This window comes from Salinispora sp. CH2A1_6, from assembly GCF_056820975.1.
In genome coordinates, this window is sequence record NZ_JBXEDG010000013.1 from 333052 (window position 1) to 354921 (window position 21870).

19 protein-coding genes and 1 pseudogene are annotated in these 21870 nt (G+C 69.9%); 12 read left to right on the forward strand and 8 right to left on the reverse strand.

Annotated features, from left to right (window positions below; translation table 11 throughout):
* Positions 1–100 precede the first annotated feature (100 nt).
* From AC1UKG_RS19475 to AC1UKG_RS19490, 4 genes are all read left to right on the forward strand, one after another.
* Positions 101–1228 (forward strand): CapA family protein, encoded by a 1128-nt coding sequence (locus AC1UKG_RS19475; protein ID WP_019871410.1) that lies wholly within the window; start codon positions 101–103, stop codon positions 1226–1228.
* Between the two features lie 97 nt (positions 1229–1325).
* Positions 1326–2993, forward strand: coding sequence for an RCC1 domain-containing protein (locus tag AC1UKG_RS19480; RefSeq protein WP_482642979.1), 1668 nt, complete (start codon positions 1326–1328; stop codon positions 2991–2993).
* A gap of 38 nt (positions 2994–3031) precedes the next feature.
* Positions 3032–4765 carry an RCC1 domain-containing protein gene (locus AC1UKG_RS19485; RefSeq protein ID WP_482642978.1) on the forward strand — a complete coding sequence of 578 codons (1734 nt, stop codon included), beginning with the start codon at positions 3032–3034 and terminating at the stop codon, positions 4763–4765.
* 93 nt (positions 4766–4858) lie between these two features.
* Positions 4859–5521 (forward strand): P-loop NTPase family protein, encoded by a 663-nt coding sequence (locus tag AC1UKG_RS19490; RefSeq protein WP_482642977.1) that lies wholly within the window; start codon positions 4859–4861, stop codon positions 5519–5521.
* Here AC1UKG_RS19490 and AC1UKG_RS19495 read toward each other — a convergent pair.
* Complete coding sequence (locus AC1UKG_RS19495) at positions 5481–5735, reverse strand: hypothetical protein (protein WP_029124296.1); 255 nt, start codon at positions 5733–5735, stop codon at positions 5481–5483. The genes AC1UKG_RS19490 and AC1UKG_RS19495 overlap by 41 nt on opposite strands.
* 153 nt (positions 5736–5888) lie before the next feature.
* On the opposite strand from AC1UKG_RS19495, the pseudogene AC1UKG_RS19500 reads away from it, so the two are divergent.
* A pseudogene (locus tag AC1UKG_RS19500) lies at positions 5889–6132 on the forward strand (transposase); the annotation flags it as partial.
* Positions 6133–6243: 111 nt separating this feature from the next.
* Here the strand turns inward: AC1UKG_RS19500 and AC1UKG_RS19505 are convergent.
* Positions 6244–7896 carry a phosphodiester glycosidase family protein gene (locus tag AC1UKG_RS19505; RefSeq protein ID WP_482642976.1) on the reverse strand — a complete coding sequence of 551 codons (1653 nt, stop codon included), beginning with the start codon at positions 7894–7896 and terminating at the stop codon, positions 6244–6246.
* 190 nt (positions 7897–8086) lie between these two features.
* A complete protein-coding gene (locus AC1UKG_RS19510; protein ID WP_018813770.1) occupies positions 8087–8338 on the reverse strand; it encodes a DivIVA domain-containing protein in 252 nt (83 codons plus the stop codon).
* 444 nt (positions 8339–8782) lie between these two features.
* Here AC1UKG_RS19510 and AC1UKG_RS19515 point away from each other — a divergent pair, with 444 nt between their 5' ends.
* The 3 genes from AC1UKG_RS19515 (at position 8783) to AC1UKG_RS19525 (ending at position 11014) form a co-directional block, all read left to right on the forward strand.
* Positions 8783–9655 (forward strand): Scr1 family TA system antitoxin-like transcriptional regulator, encoded by an 873-nt coding sequence (locus AC1UKG_RS19515; RefSeq protein WP_026271259.1) that lies wholly within the window; start codon positions 8783–8785, stop codon positions 9653–9655.
* A complete protein-coding gene (locus AC1UKG_RS19520) occupies positions 9652–9867 on the forward strand; it encodes a DUF397 domain-containing protein (protein WP_018214707.1) in 216 nt (71 codons plus the stop codon). Before AC1UKG_RS19515 ends, AC1UKG_RS19520 begins: the two co-directional genes overlap by 4 nt.
* Before the next feature lie 196 nt (positions 9868–10063).
* Positions 10064–11014 (forward strand): sporulation protein, encoded by a 951-nt coding sequence (locus AC1UKG_RS19525; RefSeq protein ID WP_050564245.1) that lies wholly within the window; start codon positions 10064–10066, stop codon positions 11012–11014.
* An 81-nt stretch (positions 11015–11095) separates the two neighbouring features.
* Here the strand turns inward: AC1UKG_RS19525 and AC1UKG_RS19530 are convergent, their stop codons facing one another.
* Entirely contained in the window at positions 11096–11434 is a 339-nt protein-coding gene (locus AC1UKG_RS19530) for a hypothetical protein (protein WP_018733497.1), read from the reverse strand.
* 273 nt (positions 11435–11707) lie between these two features.
* Here AC1UKG_RS19530 and AC1UKG_RS19535 point away from each other — a divergent pair, with 273 nt between their 5' ends.
* On the forward strand, positions 11708–12115 hold the full coding sequence (locus tag AC1UKG_RS19535; RefSeq protein ID WP_018743363.1) for a hypothetical protein: 408 nt from the start codon (positions 11708–11710) through the stop codon (positions 12113–12115).
* A gap of 78 nt (positions 12116–12193) precedes the next feature.
* On the opposite strand, the gene AC1UKG_RS19540 is transcribed toward AC1UKG_RS19535, so the two are convergent.
* Positions 12194–14458 (reverse strand): ATP-binding domain-containing protein, encoded by a 2265-nt coding sequence (locus AC1UKG_RS19540; RefSeq protein WP_026271261.1) that lies wholly within the window; start codon positions 14456–14458, stop codon positions 12194–12196.
* A 289-nt stretch (positions 14459–14747) separates the two neighbouring features.
* Positions 14748–15860: a LolA family protein gene (locus tag AC1UKG_RS19545; protein ID WP_482642975.1), complete on the reverse strand. Its 1113-nt coding sequence runs from the start codon at positions 15858–15860 to the stop codon at positions 14748–14750.
* Positions 15861–15955: 95 nt separating this feature from the next.
* On the opposite strand from AC1UKG_RS19545, the gene AC1UKG_RS19550 reads away from it, so the two are divergent.
* Together AC1UKG_RS19550 and AC1UKG_RS19555 are read left to right on the forward strand one after the other, a co-directional pair.
* Positions 15956–16615: a response regulator transcription factor gene (locus AC1UKG_RS19550; RefSeq protein ID WP_018813774.1), complete on the forward strand. Its 660-nt coding sequence runs from the start codon at positions 15956–15958 to the stop codon at positions 16613–16615.
* A gap of 140 nt (positions 16616–16755) precedes the next feature.
* Entirely contained in the window at positions 16756–18084 is a 1329-nt protein-coding gene (locus AC1UKG_RS19555) for an ATP-binding protein (RefSeq protein ID WP_475889314.1), read from the forward strand.
* A gap of 31 nt (positions 18085–18115) precedes the next feature.
* Here AC1UKG_RS19555 and AC1UKG_RS19560 read toward each other — a convergent pair whose 3' ends face one another.
* Positions 18116–19849: a fibronectin type III domain-containing protein gene (locus AC1UKG_RS19560; protein WP_482642974.1), complete on the reverse strand. Its 1734-nt coding sequence runs from the start codon at positions 19847–19849 to the stop codon at positions 18116–18118.
* A 119-nt stretch (positions 19850–19968) separates the two neighbouring features.
* Here AC1UKG_RS19560 and AC1UKG_RS19565 point away from each other — a divergent pair, with 119 nt between their 5' ends.
* On the forward strand, positions 19969–20883 hold the full coding sequence (locus tag AC1UKG_RS19565; protein ID WP_018813776.1) for a hypothetical protein: 915 nt from the start codon (positions 19969–19971) through the stop codon (positions 20881–20883).
* On the opposite strand, the gene AC1UKG_RS19570 is transcribed toward AC1UKG_RS19565, so the two are convergent.
* On the reverse strand, positions 20767–21783 hold the full coding sequence (locus AC1UKG_RS19570; RefSeq protein ID WP_482642973.1) for a helix-turn-helix transcriptional regulator: 1017 nt from the start codon (positions 21781–21783) through the stop codon (positions 20767–20769). The two genes, AC1UKG_RS19565 and AC1UKG_RS19570, sit on opposite strands and share 117 nt — an antisense overlap.
* Positions 21784–21870 lie beyond the last annotated feature (87 nt).

Sequence of the window (21870 nt, forward strand, 5' to 3'; positions counted from 1 at the left end):
CGGGGTGGGGCGGTGGAACCGGAGGCCGGCTGGGGCTCCCCGCCGCCCAGACACCGCGATCGAGCGGCCGGACGGTTACCGACAGTGTTAGCGTCCATTCGTGGGCACGAACCAGGAGATTCCGGAGATTGTCGTCGCCGCCACCGGTGACCTGCTCATTCTCCGGGACCGTCCGCACGACATGTTCCGTCACGTGCGAGACCATCTGGTCGAGGCCGATATCACCTTCGGCCAACTGGAGACCGCCTACTCCGACCAGGGGTCGCTGGGTTCGTCCGGCCCACGCGGCGGCGTCCCGCACGACGTGGAGAACCTCGCAGCGATACCGCACGCGGGCTACAACGTGATCTCGATGGCGAGCAACCACACCGGCGACTGGGGAGCTGACGCGCTGCTCGACTGCATCGAGCGGTGTCGCCGCAACGGCGTTACCGTGGTGGGTGCGGGGGCGAATATCGACGAGGCGCGCCGGCCCGGGATCATCGAACGCGACGGTACGCGGGTCGGGTTCCTGGCCTACTGTTCGGTCGCTCCGGAGGGCTACTACGCCGGGCCGGACAAGCACGGCGTGTCGCCGATGCGGGCGATGACCCACTACGAACCGTTCGAGTATGACCAGCCCGGCGGCCCACCCTTGATCAAGACCCAGCCGGACGAATCCGACCTGGCGGCGTTCGTCGCGGACATCGAAAAGCTGCGTGACCAGGTGGAGGTGCTGGTCGTGTCACTCCACTGGGGCCTGCACTTCCAGCGCTCACGGCTCGCGGAATACCAGCCGACGGTGGCTCACGCGGCGATCGACGCCGGCGCCGACGCCGTGATCGGGCACCATCCGCACATGCTGAAGCCGGTCGAGGTCTACCGAGGCAAGGTCATCTTCTACAGCCTGGGCAACTTCGCCTTTGAGATCAACGAGCGTTGGTGGCGGTCGTTCAGCAAGGAGTGGTTAGAGAAGGCGGACCGGATCCACCACGAACTCGCCGCCGGCCGGGATCTGCGGGAGGAGGGCCGGAACTCGATGATCGTCCGGCTGCATATCACCGGGGGTCGAATCGACCGGGTCAGCCTCGTACCCGTGTTCATCAACGAGGAGCACGAGCCGGTGCCGTACCGGGCGGACACGCCGGAGGGGCGCACGGTCTGCGACTATCTGACGGAGATTACGGCCGAGGCGGGGATCGACACCGCCTTCGACGTGGTTGACGACCGGATCCTGGTACGCGTCTGAGCCTTCGAGGGCGTTTCTCCTCGCCATTCCAGCAGTAGGGCGGTAAACATAGCTTTCGTCCTATTTGCGGATTTTGTGCGCTCGGAGGTGTTGAGCGGTGCGAGGATTTCGTCGGCGGGCAGGCCGTGCTGCCCAGGCGGACTGGGCAAGAATGGCCGCCGGGGTGTGCCTCGCCCTCGCGGTGGCCGTGACGGTCACCCAGGCGGTTGGCGTGTCGCCCGCGGCCGCACAGAGCAGGCCGTCCCCGTCGGCTGCCGCGGCGGACACCGCCCTTTCCTGGGGTGACAACGATTCCGGTCAGTTGGGTGATGGGACTACTGCTGACAGCAGCATGCCGGTGGCGGTCAGTTTGCCGGCGGGTGTCACGGTGACCGCGGTCGCCGCTGGTGCCGCCCACAACCTGGCGGTGACCTCTGCTGGCACTGTCCTTGCCTGGGGCGGCAATTCGTCGGGCCAGTTGGGTGATGGGACGACGACCAATCGCAGTACGCCGGTGGCGGTCAGTTTGCCTTCGGGTGTCACGGTGACCGCGGTCGCCGCTGGTGCTGCCTTCAGTCTGGCGTTGACGTCCGCGGGCACTATCCTCGCCTGGGGCGACAACACAATCGGTCAGTTGGGTGATGGGACCACCATCGACAGCCCTACGCCGGTGGTCGTCAGTCTGCCGACGGGTGTCACGGCTACCGCAGTCGCCGCAGGGGCCACCCACAGCTTGGCGGTTACGTCCGCGGGCACCGTTCTCGCCTGGGGTGCCAACGCCGTCGGTCAGTTGGGCGACGGGACCACCACTCCCAGCCGTACGCCGGTGAATGTCAGCCTGCCTTCGGGTGTCACGGTGACCACGGTCGCCGGAGGCGACGCCCACAGTCTGGCGTTGACGTCCGCGGGTGATGTCCTTGCCTGGGGTAGCAATTCGTCGGGTCAATTGGGGGATGGGACGACCTCCAATCGCAGTACGCCGGTGGCTGTCGGTACCACGGCTACGGCGGTCGCCGCTGGTATCGCCTTCAGCCTGGCGTTGACGTCCGCGGGTGATGTCCTTGCCTGGGGTAGCAATTCGTCGGGTCAATTGGGGGATGGGACGACGACCAATCGCAGTACGCCGGTGGCTGTCAGTTTGCCTGGGGGTACCACGGCTACCGCCCTCGCCGGAGGCGACGCCCACGGTCTGGCGGTTACCTCCGGCGGCGCCACAATTGCCTGGGGCGACAATTCCTTTGGTCAATTAGGCGACGGGACCAGTACCGACCGCGCCACACCGGTGCCCGTCAGCCTGCCCGCCGGCGCCACTGTCACCACTGTCGCCGCCGGCGCCGTTCACAGCGTTGCCTTGGTCGCGCCGTCGACGTCCCGCGTCATGTTGCGGGTCACGCCGTCGAGTCCGGAGGCGGGTCAGGACGTCACGCTCACCGCGACGGTCACCTGCACCGGCGACACGCCCACCGGAACGGTCACGTTCCGCGACAACACCACCATGCTGGCCACTACGTCCCTGACCTCCGCGGCCACCGCCAGCCACACCACGACGCTGGCGTCGGGCGCACACAGCCTCACCGCCGTATATGTCAGCTCCAACACCTGTCCGGACAGCCGATCCGCGCCCGTCAGCGTCACCGTCGCCCCACTACCTGACGATTCTGGTCTGCCGATCACCGGCCCGAACCTACCCACCACCGTCGGCACCGCCGCCCTGTTCATCCTGGCCGGTGCTGCCCTGATTCGCCTCACCGGCCGACGTCAACCGGCCTCGCGTCACCTGCGGTGACGAGTCGGTGCCGTGGCCGCTGCAGGAGGGTATTGACGATGCGGGGAGTCGGTCAGCGGCCGGGCCGTGGTGTCGGAGCGCGCCGGGCGGCGCGGGTGATCGCCGGGTGGTTCTGCCTCGCAGTGGCGGTGACGGCCGTCCAGGTGGGCGGCGTGTCGTCCGCGATCGCGCAGCACACGTCGGTAGCGCAGCACACGCCATCACCGACCACTGTCGCGTCGGATGCCGTCCTCGCCTGGGGCGACAACTACTACGGCCAGTTGGGCGACGGGACCACCAACAACTACCGCACCACACCCATCCCCGTGGGCCTGCCAACCGGCGTTGAGCTGGCCGCGGTCGCCGCCGGTGATGGGCACAGTCTGGCGTTGACGTCGGCCGGCACCGTTCTCGCGTGGGGCAGAAACCGCGTTGGTCAGTTGGGTGACGGGAGCACCATCAACCGCCGCACTCCCGTTGACGTTTCCCTGCCGCCGGGCACCACGGTCACCGCCGTCGCCGCCGGCTTCACCCACAGTCTGGCGTTGACCTCGGCCGGCACCGTCTTCGCTTGGGGTGACAATTCGACCGGTCAGTTGGGTGACGGGACCAGGACGAACCGCAGTACGCCGGTGGCGGTGAGCTTCCCGCCCGGCACGGTGATCACCGCGGTCGCCGCCGGTGGCATGCACAGTCTGGCGTTGACCTCGGCCGGCACCGTCTTCGCCTGGGGCGACAATTCCTCCGGTCAGTTGGGTGATGGGAGCACGACGAACCGCAGTACGCCGGTGGTGGTGGGGTTGCCGGTGGGCACGATTGTTACCGCCATCGCCGGTGGTGGCTCGCACAGTCTGGCGGTGACCTCGGCGGGCAACGCCCGTGCCTGGGGCAACAATTTCGTTGGCCAGTTGGGCGACGGGAGCAATATCAACCGCGACGCTTCCGTTCACGTCCGCCTGCCCCCGGGCACCACGGTCACCGCCGTCGCCGGCGGCCTCACCCACAGTCTGGCGTTGACCTCGGTCGGCACTGTTCTCTCCTGGGGCAGCAACAACTGGGGTCAGTTGGGTGATGGGACCGCCAGGGACCGGAACACGCCCGGCTCGGTGAGCCTGCCCCCCGGCGTCACGATCACCGCGGTCGCCGCCGGTGATCTCTTCGGCCTGGCGATCACCTCTGTCAATACCGTGCTCGCCTGGGGCAGCAACATCGTCGGCCAGTTGGGTGACGGGACCACCAGCGTTCGCCGGACGCCCGTCGCGGCCAGCCTGCCCACGGCAGCCACGATCACCGCCATCACCGCCGGCAGCGGCCACAGCCTGGCCTTGGCCGCACCGCGACCAGCGTCCACCACAGCCCTGCGAGTCTCGCCCCGGAACCCGACGGCCGACCAAGACGTCACCCTCACCGCCACCGTCACCTGCACCACCGACACCCCCACCGGTAGCGTCACCTTCCGCAGCAACACCATCGACCTCGCCACCGTGCCGCTGGGCGGCACCAACACCGCCACCCACACCACCGGGTTCCCACCCGGCACCCACACCCTCACCGCCCACTACACCAGCACCAACACCTGCCCCAACAGCCGGTCCGAGGCCACCACCATCACCATCGACACCCCCACCGACCCGGACACCCCCACCGAGCCCGATCCCCCCACCGACCCGGACCTGCCGATCACCGGCCCCAACGGGTCTAGCGCCGTGGGTGCCGCCGCCCTGCTCATCCTCACCGGAGTCACCCTCATCCACCTCACCCACCGACGTCGGCCACCCCAGCAGCGTCCGTGAGCCGGCGGACGTGACCCGCTGGGGCCGGGCGGAGTCCGGCCCCGGCCCGACAACGGCGGAGGGCGGCCTGGCCGGGCCCCGTAGGATGCCGCCATGCCGTTACTGAGCTGGCGTGATCCGCTACTTTGGCGGCCGAGCCGGGTCCTGGTCGCGGGAACCTCTGGGGCGGGCAAGACGAGCCTGGCGACGTCGCTCGCCGAGGCATGGCAGCTCCCTCGGGTGGAGCTCGACGCATTGCACCACGGTGAGCACTGGGTGCCGCGCCCGAGCTTCGTCGCCGAGGTGAGTCGATTTGCCGCTGGGCCGCGCTGGGTGACCGAGTGGCAGTACACCGCCAAGCTCGGCGACAAACTCTGCGGCAAGGCCGATCTGGTGGTGTGGCTGGACCATCCCCGGCAGCTGGTGATGCGGCAGGTGATCGCCCGCACCGTGGCCCGCAGTTGGCGGCGTGAGGTGCTGTGGAACGGCAACGTCGAGCCGCCGCTGCGGACCGTCCTGACCGACCCCGATCACGTGATCCGATGGGCGTGGCGAACGCAGAAAGGCCCGGGTGAGCGCGTAACCCGGCTGCTCCAGCAGCGTGGCGCGGCGGTCATGGTGGTGCGGTTGCGCGGCCGTCGACAGGTGCGCCGGTGGACGTCCCGGGTCCTGCCGTTCGCGGCACCATCGGATGCCGCACCGGCGGTGCTCTCTTCCAGCGCTGAGGCTGGACCCGTCAGTGCGGTCGGTCCTCGCGCCGACGCCCCCGGGAGCTGATGCCCAGGTCGTCGGCGAGCTCACCAAGAATCCCCTTGGGCTTCGACCTGCGGCGAGGGCGGAGAGCTTGGAACACGTCGATCACACCCACCAGGATGAGCACCAGCCCGAGCGGTCCACCTTGGAACCACAACAACGTGGTGTTCGGGAAAAACAGTCTGAGCACCGCCCCAACAATGATCAACCCTAGACCCAGGACCAGCTTGAACGCCATGCCGTCGCCTCTCTCGTAGAAGTCGAGAATGTCGGTGAAAACGGCGCAAGGCAACAGCGGTATGGCCAATCAGTCCCACGATCTTGGTCAGGGACGAAGGTTCTCGGTGATCACCGAAGTGTCTGGTTCGGATGGCACAGGTCCACCGGCTCCTACGCCCGCTGCGCCGCAACTGACCTGCCCGAGCTGCACCGGCTCGCCACCACGATCGAGACCTGGTGGCCACAGATCCACGCGTTCCGCACCACCGGCATCACCAACGCCAGCTCCGAAGGAACCATCCGGGTCATAAAACGTCGCCCGCGACGCCTACGGCTTCCGAAGCCCCGAAGGCCCGCGACTATGCACCCGCACCGCCACCATCCGACGCCACCGCGGACACCTCAGCTCCGCTTAACCTCGAAGAGTGATCATTCACGGCCCATCCACCTGTCGAGCGAGAACGCAACGGCCCTGCGGAGTCCACACGCAGCTGCCGGGCAACGGATCCGTGGTAGCCAACAAGAAGTCAACACAAACTGATATCAAACTTCTCCCAGGACCTGATACTGGCCGCACGGGCCTGTAGCGGAGCGTCCGGCAAACTGAGATTTGCAGTTACGTATCCACCGTTAGCCACAGCCTTGATTGCGACGTAGCCCTCCTCATTCTGAAGCGTGAACTTCTCCCACGAGCCAATTCTGGTGGCGCGGGCCTGTAGTGGGGCATCCGGCACACTGAGATTTGCAGTCACATATCTGCCATTGACTAGCGATCGGATGGCCCACAGGCCGGAGCCCAATTCCACGAGTTCGAACTTCTCCCACGAACCGATACTGGCTGCACGGGACTGTAGCGGAGCGTCCGGCACACTGAGATTCGTCGTGGTGTACCTGTGGTTGGCTTGCGAATAGATATTGGTCAAACAGGACCTCGTAAAGCCGATCGCGTTGGGGATGGGGCGCTCCGTGCCGTCCGACGGAGCGTTCAGCACGGAGGCTGATTGAGCACCAGGAATCCGGGCAACCATCTCCGTCGAGCCGCCGCCATCAAGATTGAGGGCGTCATCCGCACCGAGATCTTTGAGTAGTTGCCCCATCTCGACAAGATTCAGCCCGGTGTTGCTCGCCCCTTGGTCGGCCGTCACCATCCACATCCGGAGGCCGTCAGCGGAAAACCCGACCGCCGTCCTAGGGCGACGGTCCAGGGACTCCGTGGTCACGACACCATCCTGCAGCAGGATGTGTTTGCCACCGATAGCAACGCTGGCACCGTCCGCACCCTGCAGCTGATAAGTCACTCCGACCGAGTCTCCAACGATCAGACTCGCTAGATCATCGGCGCCGTCGCCAATACCCAGGAGCACGGTCGAATCGGCAGCCACCGTGCTACCCGCCGTGGTGCTCACTCGCGTCACCGCGCCGCCCCTGATTTCTACCTCCCGGACCGAGGTGGCAGCGCCAACCGAATCTACTCGAGAGGCACTACCCCATAGCTCGTTGTAGACGCCGATACCGTTGCTCGCGATGAGGGGGGAATTGAGATTGGTTCCCGCCAGGGTCACTCCCCCGGGAAGTGTGATAGTCGCGTTCATGAAAATCTGCGAAAGGGTCGCGCGATTGCCGGCGCCGTTCGGGAAAAGGGCAGCAGCATTGTTGTATCCGGCGGCTTTTGATCGGCCATGCCGGAGGGTGCCGTCGGCGATCCCAACGCCGTTCGGTGCGTTGGTCCTTCCCAGCTGGAAGAAGTCTCCATTAACCGCGGCAACCACTCCGGCGTTGTCGGCCATTGTAGACAATGTGGCGGTTTCGGTAACGTAGGTACTTGACAGGTACTTCGGCGCTAAGGTGGGTTCGTTCAGGTTCACGTCAAGAACGTGGATGGGAATGCTTTCGTTGTTGCCGTTTATGTGGTCGAACTCCTCAAGAGTCAGCCCGGAAGTAAGGGTGGTTGAGGTGGTATCGGCTGCTGCGGCATACGCCATATCGATTCGAGTGGGGACGACTATACCCAGCGTGGCGACAGTCAGAATACTGACATTGAGGGCGACCCGGCACCGCCACCTCGCCGCCCTCAGGCTCCGATCCATCATGTTCCTCCCGTTGGTGTTGATACCGTCAGCGACCTGGCGGCCAGCAGTTTCACAGAGGGAAGACGCGGTGTTCTGCTGACGGCGAACCATACCATCGAACGCAGAGACTTCCTGAGGCGCGAACTGCCAAATGGTCGCGGATAGTGCAGCGCCGGAACCAGCGGTACAAGGAACGCAGCTTTCACAGTCTGGCTATCGTTCCGTCGAACTCAACCACGACCTTGCAGGTGTCCCCACCGAGTAAGGTCTGTCGAGCGTGGGTTGGGGGTCAACGGGGCGGTCAGGGCGTGCGTCGTCGGGCCTGGGCGCTCTGCCAGTCGCGCAGCGCCCGTTTGATCCGGGTGTTCTCGTCGTGGAGCCGAACAACCTCCTGTCGCAGCGTGGCCAGCTCGTGTGCGACCCGGTGCAGGAAGTGTCGTACCTCGTGGGGGTCCAGGCCACGTCGGCCGAGGCCCACCGTGGCGAAGGTCCGTTCGCGGACGAGGCGGGGACGGAGTCGCTCGGTGCCGCCGTAGACGGTGCCGTGCCGCATCGATCGGTTCCTTTCGTTGGTGTTGGAAGGGGCGGCCCCGGTCGGAGGGACATTTCCGGCGCCGGGCCGCCCCGCCCGACGACCGCAGCCCTCCTTGGCGGTACGGCCACCGGGCTGCCGGTGGATGGTGTCAGTTCGCAGCGAGGCAGGGTCGCGGAGACCCGCCTTTCCGTGATAGATATTCGTTAAGTCGGTCGGAGCCGGAATGCGCGCTAATCGCGGCTCCATGTTGAGACCCGACGAGAGCCGGTATGCGTCTGCCACACGCCAGGCCGTCTCTCGTCACCTTCTCGGCTGTTGGCACAGCCGCGGTTGCCGTGCTTGCACCGGGCGTCCCCGGGGGCCGGTGATCACCCTCACCCGAAGGCCACATTTCCAGTGGCCTCGGCATTGGTGCAACGACACCAACGGATCCATTTCGGCAGGATGCGTGGAGAGGTGAGCATGGCCGTCAAGAGAGAAGCCTTCGTGCGGACGCTTCGGGCGCAGTGGCTCGGCCAACAGATGCGGGAGCTGCGCGAGCGACGTGGCCTGACGCTCAAGTACGTAGCCAAGTTCCTGGAGCGGGACTTCTCGTCGCTGGCACGGTACGAGCGAGCCGAGTGGCCATTCCGTCGAGATCTCGTCGTGGAACTGTTGGATCTCTATGGGGTCTACGACGAGCGGGAACGAACCCGGATCATCCAGCTTGCGCAGGACGCCTGGAGGGTTGACCGCTGGGACAACGACTTCGACCAGACGATCTATGACACGTCATTCATAGATTTTCCCTGGCTGGAGTCGAAAGCGGAGCAGGTGTGCACCTACGCCTCCTTGCTCATACCCGGCCTTCTGCAAACCCGGGACTACGCCGAGGCGGTGATCCGGAACGCGGAGGCCAGCTCCACCAGCGAGGTGCAGATCCGGAAGTGGGTTCAGCTCCGGATGGATCGGCAGCGCCTGTTGGAACAGCCCACCGGCACGCGAATCGCAGTGATCGTCGAGGAGTCGGCCCTACGGCGTCCGGTGATGAGCCGGCAGGTCATGGCGGCCCAGCTCGACCACCTGGTGCAGGCGCTGCGGAAGCCGACGGTCGAGATCCGGGTTCTGTCCACAGGCCTTGGTCTGCACGCGGGGTTGGACGGCACGTTCTGGCTCTTCAAGATGCCTCCGCCCTACACCGATGTCGCGCATGCCGAGACGCTTGGTGGCCGGCTCTTCATGGAGTCGGGCAAGGCGCTGCGATATGTCCGCGCGTACGATCGCCTCCGGGAGGCCGCACTCACCGTGCGCGAGTCGGCGAGGCTGATTTCTGCACTTGCGGAGGAGCTGTCATGAGCGACACCATGCCCGACGTTGCGTGGCACATCAGCACCAGGAGCCCGGACCACGGCGGCAACTGCGTCGAGGCGGGGCCGTTGCTGGACGGGTCGGGGCGGGTGGCGGTGCGGCACAGCAAGGCCCCCGAGGCGGCCACGATTATCTATACCGCCGAGGAGTGGGCGGCGTTCGTCGGCGGCGTGCGCGACGGTGAGTTCGATTTCGCCTAGCTTGCCGGCGAGCCGGACCAGTGGTGTGGTTGCCGGTGCCGGGTAGCGTCCACAGCAATGGGAGTGTCCGGCGGAGGTGGCGGCCGACCCGGCGCTGGTGGGAGACTTGCGACGGCCTCTCGACAGCATCCGGTACGGTGCACACCGTCACCGTCGGCTCCAGGAGAGTGCGACACCAGACCCAGCGGGAGTTCCGATGGTCTTCAAGAAAATGTTGAGCGCGTTAGGCGTAGGCGGACCCAGCGTGGACACCGTCCTCACGAACCCCAACACCCGGCCCGGCCTGGCCCTCGACGGCCAGGTCAACCTCATCGGCGGGGACTCGCCGGCGGCCATCGAGCAGATTGTCGTCGGCCTGGTCACCCGGGTCGAGATCGAGGGCCACGACACCGAGTACGCGGGGCTCATGGAGTTCCAGCGGATGCCGGTCTCCGGGCCGTTGCAACTGGCTCCCAAGCAGCAGTTGTCGATCCCGTTCCAGCTGCCGGTGCCGTGGGAGACCCCGATCACCGACGTGTACGGCCAGCGCCTGCACGGCATGACGATGGGGCTGCGGACCGAGCTGGCGATCGCCCGTGCCGTGGACAAGAGCGACCTGGACCAGGTCAACGTGCACCCGCTGCCGGTGCACGAGCGCATCCTGGAGGCGTTTACCCGACTCGGTTTCCGGTTCAAGAACGCCGACCTGGAGCGCGGTTCCCTCTACGGAGTGCAGCAGACGCTGCCCTTCTACCAGGAGATCGAGTTCTTCGCCTCCCCGCAGTACGCGCAGACGATCACCGAGGTGGAGCTCACGTTCGTCACCAACCCGCACGGTGTCGACGTGATCCTGGAGTGCGACAAGCGCGGTGGCTTCTTCACCTCCGGGCAGGACGTCTTCGGCCGCTACCAGGTCGCCCACCAGGACGCGGACCGGGTGGACTGGATGCAGGTGGTGGACGGGTGGCTGCGTGAGACGACCTCCCGTTACGGCAGCCTGCGGGCGCAGGGCTTCGGCGTTCCGCAGCAGCACGGCCAGCGGGGGATGGGCATGGGCGGCATGATCGCCGGTGCCGCGCTCGGCGTGGCCGGCGGCATGATCGCCGGTGAGATGATCGAGGACGCGATGGAAGGGGACTTCGGCGGGGACTTCGGCTTCGAGGAGTAACTCCGACCGCGCACAGTCACCCAGGCGAGAGGGTGCCCGCCGGGACGTAGATCCCGGTGGGCACCCTCGCGTCATAACCGGCTAACGCCGGGCCATGCCCCGCTCATTGGTGAGACGCCGATCCGAGCCGGCCTTCGCCAACCCCCGACTGATCAGGTAGGCGGCGGTCAGGGCGGAGAGGAACCACCACGCCAAGGTTGGATCGTTGATGTTCAACCCGTTGGTGCCCGATCCACGCCAGAAGGCGGAGATCAACACAAGGACGACCGCGCCGGCGTAAACCCAGAACTCGGTGGTCAGGAACGAGTTCTTCGTCTCCGTGTCCGGAGCGGACATCTGCTCCCGGTGCCCGTTGTCCATCGCCCGCATCGGGCGGGTCGGGGCGTCCTGCAGGCGGTCCCGGCTCTGGACCTCCCGCATATGCTCCCTGTCCTGGGCGTCCGCCGAGGGCCGGTTCTGCGGCCTGGTGGATGCAGCCTGCGTGCTCATCTGGTCCTCCTCGGATTTGATGAGTACCTGCGATCCCGCGCCCCGCTACCGTGTCTCGGCCACGGCACGGTTCGTGGCGGGGACACCCGGGGATACCCGACCGGCCGGGGCCAGTAACCCCAACCTCGGCTCGGCCGAAGAGTTTGGCCGTTCCGGGGGCGGGAACCCCACGAGACTTCCGACGAGTCTGCGAGGTGATGCGACATGCGCACCGACGACACACGGAACGAGGCCGCCCGGCAGGCCGAGGAGCGGATCGCCGGCGACCGGTACGGCGCGGGAGTCCTGGACGAGGTGACCGTGCCGCAGACCGACGTGCAGCGGGTCATCCAGGACGAGGACCCGGGCGACCCGGCGCACCACCGGATCGACCCGCAGGTGCTGCGCGACGGTGGTCCGACCCGGGGTCAGGGCGCGATCACGACGACGGGCGGGAACGCCGGCCCGGCCAGTGTTCGCCGGGTGGCCCGGCAACCGGAACGCCACCGGGGCAAGGTCGCCCCGACCACGACGGGGGATGCCACCACCGGCGGCCTGAGCACCCCGACCGCCGGCTCCACGAGCGACGCGGCCGGTCCCGGCGTGCACGTCGCGAACCTCGCCGACGACTGACAGTCCGCCCCGACGGCCTGGCCCGGTTCGGGCCAGGCCGTCGGCCGACGTACCCGGACCAGGCCGGGCGCGGGGCGGTCAGGAGGTGGGGCGCAGAATCGTCAGCCGTTGGGTGGCGCGGGTCAGCGCCACATACAGGTCGTTGCGACCGCGAGGCGACTCCGCGACTATCCCGTCGGGGTCGACCACCAGGACCGCGTCGAACTCCAACCCCTTGGCCTGGGCGACGGTGAGCAGGACGGTACGGCCCAACAGGTCGGTCTGTTCACCGATGGTGGCCTCCGGAACAGCATCCGCCAGGGCGGGGCCCAGGTCGGCGATGCGGGCGGCCGGGACGATCACCCCGAGCCGGCCGTCGGTGAGGGTCGCCGCCGCGGTAGTCGCCGCGTCCACCAGCTCCGCCGCCAGCCGCTGCGGCGCCACCGCCCGATCGGTCGGCGGCACACCGGTGGACCGTACCGACCGGGGTGGGCGCAGCGTCGGGTCGATCTGGGCGAGCACCTCCGCGGCGACCGCCATGATCTCGGCGGGGGTGCGGTAGCTGACCGCCAGCTCCGTTAGCCGCCAACGCTGCGCCACGTACGGTTCGAGGGCGTCAGCCCAGGACGCGGTGCCAGCCAACGCGCCGGTTTGCGCCACATCACCGACGATGGTCATCGACCGGCTGGGGCAGCGGCGCATCAGTAACCGCCACGCCATCGGCGACAGCTCCTGCGCCTCATCCACGATGATGTGGCCGAACGCCCAGCTCCGGTCGGCGGCGGCCCGTTGCGCGGTGGTCAGCCGGTCCCCCTCCTCCTGCCGCTCCACCAGCCGGTCGGCATCGAGCAGGTCGGTGACGCCGAGGATCTCACCCCCGTCCGCCTCGTCCTCCACGTCGATCGACCGGGACCCCCGGGCGATCTCCAGCACGCCCTCGGCGTACTCCCGCTGCAGGGTCCGCAGTCGCTCCCGGCGGGCCGCGGCGGCGCGGTCGTCCTCGCCGAGCAGCTCAGCCGCCTCGTCCAGCAGCGGCACGTCGGCCGGCGTCCAACCACCCGGCTGGCGGTGCAGCAGGGCCTGCTCGGCCTCGGTCAGCATGGGCGCGGCGCTGGCGATCCGCACCGGATCGGCGTACAGGTCGGCGAGCAACTGCTGCGGGGTGAGCAGCGGCCACAGCTGGTCCAGCGCCGCCCGTACCTCCGGGTCGTCCCGCAGTTCCCGACGGATCTCGGCGCGGTCGGCCTCCTCGAGCAGGTTCTCCCCACCCAGCGGGTCGGCGCCGATGCGCTCGGCCACCTGCGCGGCGAGCGCGTGCACGACCTCGACATCGAAGACCGCCCGGGCGAGGTTGTGCGGCCGGCCGGACCGGCGGGCCCGGTCCCGGGCGGCCCGGACGGTCTCCGGGTGCAGCTGCAGGATCTCCCGCTGCGGCTGCTCGATCTCCAGCGGTTCGTCCGGCACCCACTGCCGGTCCCGGACCGCGGCGGCGAGGACATCGACCAGCACCGCGCGGCCCTTCAGCGCGGCGGTCTCGGCCGCCTCGGCGCGTCGCGCTGTGACCCCGGGGAAGAGGTCAGCCTGGGTACGCAGCAACACACCGGTCTCGGCGAGGGCGGGCAGCACCTGGGAGATGTAGCGCAGGAAGGTAGCGTTCGGTCCGACCAGCAGCACGCCCCGGGTGGCCAGTTCCCGCCGGTGCGTGTAGAGCAGGTAGGCCGCCCGGTGCAGCGCCACCGCGGTCTTGCCGGTGCCCGGACCGCCCTGCACCACCAGCGTGCCCGGCAGCTCGGCCCGGATGACCGTGTCCTGCTCGGCCTGGATGGTCTCGACGATGTCCCGCATCCGGCCGGTACGCCCGGCGGTGAGGGCCGCGAGCAGCGCCGCCTCGCCGGTCAACTCCTCGTGGGCGGTGGGGGAGGCGGCAGCCAGGTCGAGCACCTCGTCGTTGAGGCCGGTGACCTTGCGTTGTCGGGTCCGCAGGTGCCGCCGTCGGTGGACGCCCTGCGGGTTGGCGGCGGTGGCGAGGTAGAAAGCGCGCGCCGCCGGGGCCCGCCAGTCGATCAGTAGCGGGTCGTAGTCGCCGTCGGTGTCGAAGATGCCGATCCGGCCGATGTAGTGCCGGCCGCCGTCGTCGGTGTCCAGTCGGCCGAAGCACAGGCCCTGCTCGACCGCCGAGTACTGCTCCACCTGCTCGCCGTACATCCGTACCGCGCTGTCGCGTTGGGAGCGGGCCTGGAGGGTGCCACCGGTCGCCCGGAGCTGTTCGGCCAGCCGGTGGGTGGCCTGTTCCCGCAGCGCGTCCAACCGGCCGTAGAGCATCGAGACGTACTCCTGCTCCTGGCCGAGCTCGTCGTCGTTTATCGCCGAATCGCCGGGACCGCCAGAGTGCGGTGAAACGCCGGAGTTGCTTGACAAGCCATCTCGCAATTCGCTACCCTTGATCGAAGGAACGGCCATCCGCCGTTCTTTTTTTATTCCCTGAACTGGTCAGGATACCGGGCGGAGTGACCGCCGGGGTGCCCATGGCGATTCACCGGCTGGCCGAATGTGGGTAGCGACCCCGGGCACGGGCAGCAACTCCGGGCGGGGCAACAACAAACCCCCGGGGCCCGTGCAGGTGCGGGGCCCCCGGGAGTTGTCGGCGATGAAATCAGCCCCGGGCCACCTCGTACAGCCGCTCCGGTGCGACCGCCCCCACGATCAGCCGGCCGTCGTCGGTGAGCAGCGCCGTGACCAGCGCGCTGCGGAACAGTCGCCCGCTGCCCCAGTCACCCTGGACCGCCGGCAACTGACCGGCGAGCAGGTCCAGGTCGGGTGCCTCCTCGGCGGCAGCGGTGGGACGCTCCACCTCGCCGACCTCCGCGACGAAGACCGTGGCCCAGCCCGTGCCGACGGTACGCAGGCCGGGCTGCCCACCCTCGGTGGTCGGTCCCGGCTGCTTCGGTCGCTCGGGCTGCTTCGGTTGCTCGGGGTGCTCCCAGCCGTCCTTCTGCTCGGTGACCTGAACACCCGGTGGCGGGTTGAAGGTGAACTGGTCAGCATCCGGCCGGGCATAGTCGATCTGGGTGAACGCCAGCTCGAACGCCGGGGGATCACCGGCCTCGGCGAAGACCTCGAACCGCAGCGGCAGGTGCTCGGTAGCGTCGATGGCGATCCGGACCTGGTGCACCAGGGAGGCGGCGTCCCGGGGCTCGAGCACCAACTCGTAGGCGTCCCGCCCGGCGACCGTGGCCGACCGCCCGACGCTCACCTCGGTCGTCGGATCAACCGCGGCGAGGGCCTGCGCGGCGGCCTCCTGCGGCGTCGCCGGCACCTCCGGAGGCTTCGCCACCTCCTCGCCCTCGGGCAGCAACCCGTGGGTGGCCGTGTTCGTGCGGCTGTCCCACAGCCACACGTCCCGCCCGTTGCGGATGTAGTCCCGCTGCCCGAGTGTGTCCACGAACGCGACTCGCTGCTGGTCCGGCCCGGAGTGCCAGACCCGCAACGTGTGGGAGCCGGTCAGCAGGCTGGCCGGACCCTCCTCGGCGAGCAACCCGGCGATCGGCGGTAGACCAAGGTCGGCCCGCTGCACGACGGTGCCGGACAGACCCTCGAAGCGGGCGGTCTGGAGATCGACCAGAAGCTGGGCGGCGGATCGGGGCGGCAGGCTCGGTTCGGCTTCGGCGGCGAAACGGCCCAGCGCGGCGCCGCCGCCGATAACAGTCACGACGGCGGCCACCGGGACCAGCCACCGTAAGGCGGGACGGCTTGTCAGAACGGACATCGGGCACCTCCTGCCGACCATCCTGCCGAACGTACCCTGTGCGGGCGCTGAGGACGGCGCTTCCGGCGCGCGTGGCCCGATGGCACTCTTGACCCGTGCGACTGCTGGTGGTGGAGGACGAGGCGCGGCTGGCGGCCGCACTGCACCGGGGGCTCCAGGCCGAAGGCTTCGTGGTGGACGTCGCCGCGACCGGGCCGGCCGGGCTGGATGCGGCCCGGCACGGCGACTACGACGCGATGGTCCTCGACGTGATGCTGCCCGGCCTCTCCGGCTACGAGGTGGTCCGCCGGCTGCGGGCCGAGCGGCGCTGGCTGCCGGTGCTCATGCTCTCCGCCAAGGACGGCGAGTACGACCAGGCCGACGGGCTGGACTGCGGGGCCGACGACTACCTCACCAAGCCCTTCTCGTACGTGGTGCTGCTGGCCCGGCTGCGCGCCCTGCTGCGCCGCGGCGCACCGGAGCGGCCGGCCGTGCTGGCCGTGGGGGACCTCCGGCTGGACCCGGCCCGGCGGCGGGTGACCCGAGACGGCGTCGAGGTCGCCCTGACCGGCCGGGAGTACGCCCTGCTCGACTACCTGATGCGCCGACCCGGCACGGTGGTCTCCAAGATCGAAATCCTGGACCACGTCTGGGACGCCAACATCGAGACCGCCCCGAACGCGGTGGAGGTGTACGTGGGCTACCTGCGCCGCAAGCTCGGCCGAGACCGCCTGGAGACCGTCCGCGGGGCCGGCTACCGCCTCGTCACCGCATGACCGAACCCGCCGCCCCCGCCGATCGTCCCCGCCCCGGCACCCCACCCGCCACCAACCCCCCACCCGGCACGGGCCCTCCACCCACCGCGCGCCGGGCGCGTGGATGGCCCTGGAACCCCCTCGGTCTCCGCGGCCGGCTGATGGCGATCGGCCTACTCGGCGTGTCGGCGGGGCTCGCCGTCGGTGGCCTGGTGCTCCTGGCCGTGCTCAACTGGACTCTGCACCGCAACGTCGACACGGAGGCGCTGCGCACCGCCGACGCGATCGCACTGCTGACCGCCGAAAACGCCCTGCCCGACCCCCTTCCCGTCGCCGGCAGTCAGGTGCGGGTACAGGTGATCGACGCCCAGGGACGGGTCCGCGCCGCCTCCATCGACGCCGACCGGCTGGTGCCGATGGTCCGGCCGGAGCAGGTCGACCGCACCGCCCGAGCCGGCATCACCGTGCCGGGGCAACGCATGGGGCTGACCGGACCGATGCGGGTGGTGGCCGTACCGGCCGGCACCGACGGCGACCCGCTCACCGTGCTGGTCGCCCGTTCGCTGGTGGACGTGCGGCAGAGTATCCACGTCGTCCAGACCATCCTGCTGGTCAGCTTCCCGCCGCTGGTGGGTCTGCTCGCCCTCGTGGCCTGGCGGGCCGTCGGCGTGACGCTCCGCCCGGTGGAGGCGCTGCGGCGGGGCGCCGAGGAGATCACCGGTCGGGCCGGGCGCGGCCGGCTACCCGTACCGGCGTCGCAGGACGAGATCCACCGGCTCGCGGTGACCCTCAACGACATGCTGGATCGGCTGCGCGCCAGCCGCGACCGGGAGCGGGCATTCGTCGCCGACGCCGCGCACGAACTGCGCAGCCCGTTGACCAACCTGCGGACCGAACTCGAGGTCGCGCAGCGGCTGGGGGAGCGGACCGACTGGCCGGCCGTCTCGGTGGACCTGCTGGCCGACACCGAACGGCTCGGCCGGCTCGTCGACGACCTGCTGCTGCTCGCCCGCCTCGACGAGGCCCCGCCCGCCCGCGGCACCGGGCCGGTCGACCTGGGTGCCCTCCTGGCCGAGGTAGCCGCTCGCTACCCGGCCGAGAGTGTGCACCTGACACCGTCGGCGTCGCCGCTCTGGGCGGTCGGCGACCTGGAGGAACTGCGCCGGGTGTTGGTCAACCTGGTCGACAACGCGGTACGGCACGCCCGCAGTCGGGTGCTGCTCGGCGCGGAGCCGGACGGGCCCGCGTACCACCGGGTGATGGTGACCGACGACGGGCCCGGCATCCCGCTGGCGGACCGGGAACGGGTCTTCGGCCGGTTCACCCGGCTGGATGTCGCGCGCGACCGGGACGCCGGCGGCGCCGGCCTGGGGCTCGCCATCGTGCGCGAACTGGTGCGGCGGGCCGGCGGTCGGGTCGACCTCGGCGACGCTGACCCGCCGCCGGGCCTGCGCGTCCGAGTGACGCTGCCCGCGCTGCCCACCGGTTAGCGGGCGCGTCCACCGAGTAGCGAACGTGGCGTCAACCGCGATTGGTGCAGACCTCCTCGGACCGGGCGATCGTCTCCGTTGACCACACCACCGCCACGGCGAAGCAGTAGTCGTCGCCACCGTTGAGCCCATACACGACGAATTCGGTGCTGCCCGCGGGCAGGTTGGCGAAGACGGTCTGCGACTCGCCGGGCTTGCCTCCCGAGACCACCACCGGACCCGCGCCCCCCTCCGGGTAGGTCCAGCGCAGGGCGATGTTGTCCCGGTTGTCGGTCAGGGTCACCGCACCGGGCGGAGCGTCCGAAGCGTCCGCCGGCGTGGCCGGAGCCTCGGTCGCCGGGTCCGTCGCCGGCGGCGGTGCCGACCCGTTGAACCGGTAGACCCCGGCGATCACCGCGGCCGTCCCCAGCAGCACCACCAGCGCACCCACCACGAGCGGCAGCCGGTGCCGGGGCGGCGGCGTGGCGCGCGGCACCGGCACCGGCAACCGCCGCGACGGCTGCTCCGTCGCCGCATCGGGCATCCCGTGCGGTCCGACCCGGCGGACCCCGTCGGCCTCCTCCAGGTGGGCCAGGGGCAACACCGCTGGGGGTACGGCGGCCCCCCACTGCTCGGTCGACGACTCGGGCCACCACGGGTCGTACTCGCCCCCGCCGGCCGGTAAATCCGGTGGGGCGGGCTCGGGCGGCTCAAGGAACCCGGAACCGTCCAGCGGTAGCCGGGGCATCGGGACCGCCGGCGGCGGCGAGTACCCCGCCGCGGGATGCTCCTCGGCCACCGGCCGGTCCGGCTCCGGCGAAAAATACAGGTCGGTCGGTCGATACCCGGGCTGCGACGGATGCTGCGGCCCGTCCCCATCCTGCGGCCCGTCCCCATCCTGCGGTGCGTCGTCGGGGAGGGGCCAGTCGTCGGGGCGCGCTCCCCCGCCGGGGGATTCCCGATCGTCGGGGAGCGACCGGTCGTCGGGGTGTGGCCCGTCCCCAGGCAGCCGTCGGTCCTCCGGGAGTGGCCCGTCTCCCGGCGGGGGCGTCCGAGCGGACGGCACGAAGAGGGGCTCCCGCCCGTGGGGTGCGCAGCGGTGCTCCGGATCGGCGCTCGCCCGCCCCAACGCGGCCACCTGCCCCGCCAGCGGATCCTCCGTGGCCAGGTGCTGGCCGCACAATCCCTCGGCCAGCGCCAGGCTCTCCTGCGCCGACTCGACCAACCCGCAGTCGCGTTGCATCGCGCCGAGCCGGGCGAGCATCTTGATACCGCTGGGATGCCCGTCGCCATACACCTCGCGGTGCAGCTCCCACGCGTCGGCGAGCCGGTCGCGGGCCATCTGGCACTGGCCGCGGGCGTACTCCAGCGTGGCCAGGTCGGCGTGCGCGGCGAGAACGCGAATCGACTCCGGACCGTCCAAGGCCGTCAGCTCGATAATCACCTCCTGGTAGATCCGGGCCGCGCGGGACCAACTACCGACCCGGTGCAGCACCGCGGCCAGGGTGGCGGCAGCCGCGACGGTCCGTTCGTCCGAACGGCCGTGCAGGTGATTGCTGGCCGCGTACGCGTAGGCGGCCCAGCCCCGCGCGGCCTGCGGATCGCCGAGCCCCACCAGCACCCGCGCCTGCAGGCTCGCCAGCTCGGCTAACTCGGCGCTGGCGTTGGTCGGCCGTGGATCGGCGTCGGCCAGCGCGTCGGAGAGGAGCCGCCGGGCGCCGGCGAGATCGCCGGTAGCCACCAGCTGATGCGCGTGGTCAGTCAGTTCCCCGAAGCCAGAAGGCACGCCCCATGGTGCTCAACCAGCGACGGTATGTACAAGCCCCGCGCCGGTTGGGTTTCCCCGTGCTGCTTTTGGGCCCTGCCGCTCCGGGCCCATCCCCGTACGGTAGAACCGATGACGTGATGGACGGGGTGGTACGGGAACTGTTCGGCCGGCAGCTCGAAGCGTGGTTGTCCCGGGCGGTTGCGCAGGGGCGGCCCAGCGTCGTGGCGCTCGCCTACGGGCCGGGGGCCCTGCTCGCGGCCGCCGACTCCGCCGAAGTGGTCCTCGGTGTGCTCGCCGAGCACGCCGGCCAGCTTCGCGGGCGGCAGCTCACCGTGCTGGTGCTCGCCGACGGAAGTGAGGAACTCCCCGCCCGGCTGGGCGCGATCGAGGCGACCCTGCCGGCCGAGATAGCCGTACACCTGGTGCCCGGCGGGCCCGCCCGGCTGCCGGTGGCGGTGAAGGCCGCCGGCGCCACGGGGGCGCCGCTGCTGTCGTACCTGGACGGGGCCGGCGCTCACGACCCCGGTGTGCTGGCCGCCAGCGCCGCCGGCCGCCCCGCCGAGCTCCTGCTGGTCACCGAGGCGAACCCCGCGGCTACTGCCTCCGCCGGGTCGGTGCGGGCCGGGCTCACCGGTGCCGGTTTCCCGCTCACCACCCAGGTCGATCTGGTCGCGGTGGACGGGTCAGCCGCGCGGCGGCTCGCCTTCGGCACCGGCCACGACCGGAGCCTGGAGGCGTTCAAGGAAAACCTGTGGGCAGTGGATGACGACGCCGCGGTTCGCTACCGGGACCCCGCCGACCCGAGCGGGCAGCTGCTCGACATCGCACCCGACCCCGAGTCGCTGGGCCAGGAACTCCTCGCCGAACTGGCCCGCTCCGGCCCCCGTACCGTCACCGATCTGCGCCGACACGCGCTGACCGCGACCGCCTACCGGTCAGTCGACGTGCAGCGGGCGCTCACCGGGCTGCTGCGCCGCGGCGCCGCCGTGCGCGACCCCGAGCACGGTCGACTCGGCGGTGACGTGGTCATCGCGGTGGCCCGGCATCCGTAGCTGACTGCCGCCAGCATCGGCGGGCGGGCGCGGGCGTACCAGGGGCGGTCCGGCCGGCGGGAAGTAGTCAGCGGCACGCGCCCGAGCGGCGCGGAACGCACCCGGGCTGACCCCGACCTCTCGGCTGAAGAACCGGCCGAAGTTGGTCGGCTCGGTGAAACCGAGCCGCTGGCCGACTCGCGCCACCGGCTCGTCGGTCGCCGCGAGAAGGCGGCGGGCCTGCAGCGCCACCCGATCGTCCACCACCTGTTTGGCGCTGCGTCCGGTGACCGCCAGGCAGGCGCGGGTCAGGGTACGAACCGAGCAACCCACCCGGTCGGCGTAGTCCTCCACCCGGCGGCTGCGCTGGTAGCCCTGCTCCAACTCGCGACAGAGCACTCGAAAGGTGCCGGTCTCGGTGCGCGAGGCAGACCGCGACGCGGGCTGAGGCCACGGACTGGAACCCGGCAGCAGGGCCAGCCGAAGCAGCAGCACCGCCAACTGGTGGCGGAGCAGGGCGGTGGGCTCCCCGCGATGCCGCTCGCAGTCCACCGCGAGCTGATGGACCCCGGCCCTGATGGCAGCCCCGTCCGCACCGGTCAGCTCAAGCCAGGCTGGGGCCGCCTCGGGGTCAATGCCGAAGCCGTGCAGCGCCGCCGAGGCCCAGCACACCACGATCGCCTCCAGGCTGGCTGGCCCACACCGAAGCACCTGGCCGGCCCGGACCCGCAGCAGTGTGCCCGGGTGGCAGGGCAGGGGGTGGAAGTCCACCTCGGCGCTGCCATGCCCCGCGGTGACCAGTATGAGTAGGTCCTCCGCCAGCAGGATCGGACGTCGCCACGCCGGGTCGGCCACCAGGGCACCTAAGCTGTGCGCCACGCTGACGGCGGCGTCCGGGGAGCGATGAACAGCGGAGGACATCACCTGCGACGGTAGCCCCGTACGCCGATTCCCGCATCACCGTCATCGCCGCGCGGCCACCGGGCTGGGTGGCGGGCCAGCATCGAC

What these genes read in the sequence shown, in the direction of transcription:
- AC1UKG_RS19565 (WP_018813776.1), top strand. Translation starts at nt 19,969, where the DNA reads ATGGACGGGGTGGTACGGGAACTGTTCGGCCGGCAGCTCGAAGCGTGG.
- AC1UKG_RS19535 (WP_018743363.1), top strand. Translation starts at nt 11,708, where the DNA reads ATGCGCACCGACGACACACGGAACGAGGCCGCCCGGCAGGCCGAGGAG.
- AC1UKG_RS19555 (WP_475889314.1), top strand. Translation starts at nt 16,756, where the DNA reads ATGGCGATCGGCCTACTCGGCGTGTCGGCGGGGCTCGCCGTCGGTGGC.
- AC1UKG_RS19490 (WP_482642977.1), top strand. Translation starts at nt 4,859, where the DNA reads ATGCCGTTACTGAGCTGGCGTGATCCGCTACTTTGGCGGCCGAGCCGG.
- AC1UKG_RS19505 (WP_482642976.1), bottom strand. Translation starts at nt 7,896, where the DNA reads ATGGTTCGCCGTCAGCAGAACACCGCGTCTTCCCTCTGTGAAACTGCT.
- AC1UKG_RS19520 (WP_018214707.1), top strand. Translation starts at nt 9,652, where the DNA reads ATGAGCGACACCATGCCCGACGTTGCGTGGCACATCAGCACCAGGAGC.
- AC1UKG_RS19495 (WP_029124296.1), bottom strand. Translation starts at nt 5,735, where the DNA reads ATGGCGTTCAAGCTGGTCCTGGGTCTAGGGTTGATCATTGTTGGGGCG.
- AC1UKG_RS19545 (WP_482642975.1), bottom strand. Translation starts at nt 15,860, where the DNA reads ATGTCCGTTCTGACAAGCCGTCCCGCCTTACGGTGGCTGGTCCCGGTG.
- AC1UKG_RS19530 (WP_018733497.1), bottom strand. Translation starts at nt 11,434, where the DNA reads ATGCGGGAGGTCCAGAGCCGGGACCGCCTGCAGGACGCCCCGACCCGC.
- AC1UKG_RS19485 (WP_482642978.1), top strand. Translation starts at nt 3,032, where the DNA reads ATGCGGGGAGTCGGTCAGCGGCCGGGCCGTGGTGTCGGAGCGCGCCGG.
- AC1UKG_RS19510 (WP_018813770.1), bottom strand. Translation starts at nt 8,338, where the DNA reads ATGCGGCACGGCACCGTCTACGGCGGCACCGAGCGACTCCGTCCCCGC.
- AC1UKG_RS19525 (WP_050564245.1), top strand. Translation starts at nt 10,064, where the DNA reads ATGGTCTTCAAGAAAATGTTGAGCGCGTTAGGCGTAGGCGGACCCAGC.
- AC1UKG_RS19570 (WP_482642973.1), bottom strand. Translation starts at nt 21,783, where the DNA reads ATGTCCTCCGCTGTTCATCGCTCCCCGGACGCCGCCGTCAGCGTGGCG.
- AC1UKG_RS19515 (WP_026271259.1), top strand. Translation starts at nt 8,783, where the DNA reads ATGGCCGTCAAGAGAGAAGCCTTCGTGCGGACGCTTCGGGCGCAGTGG.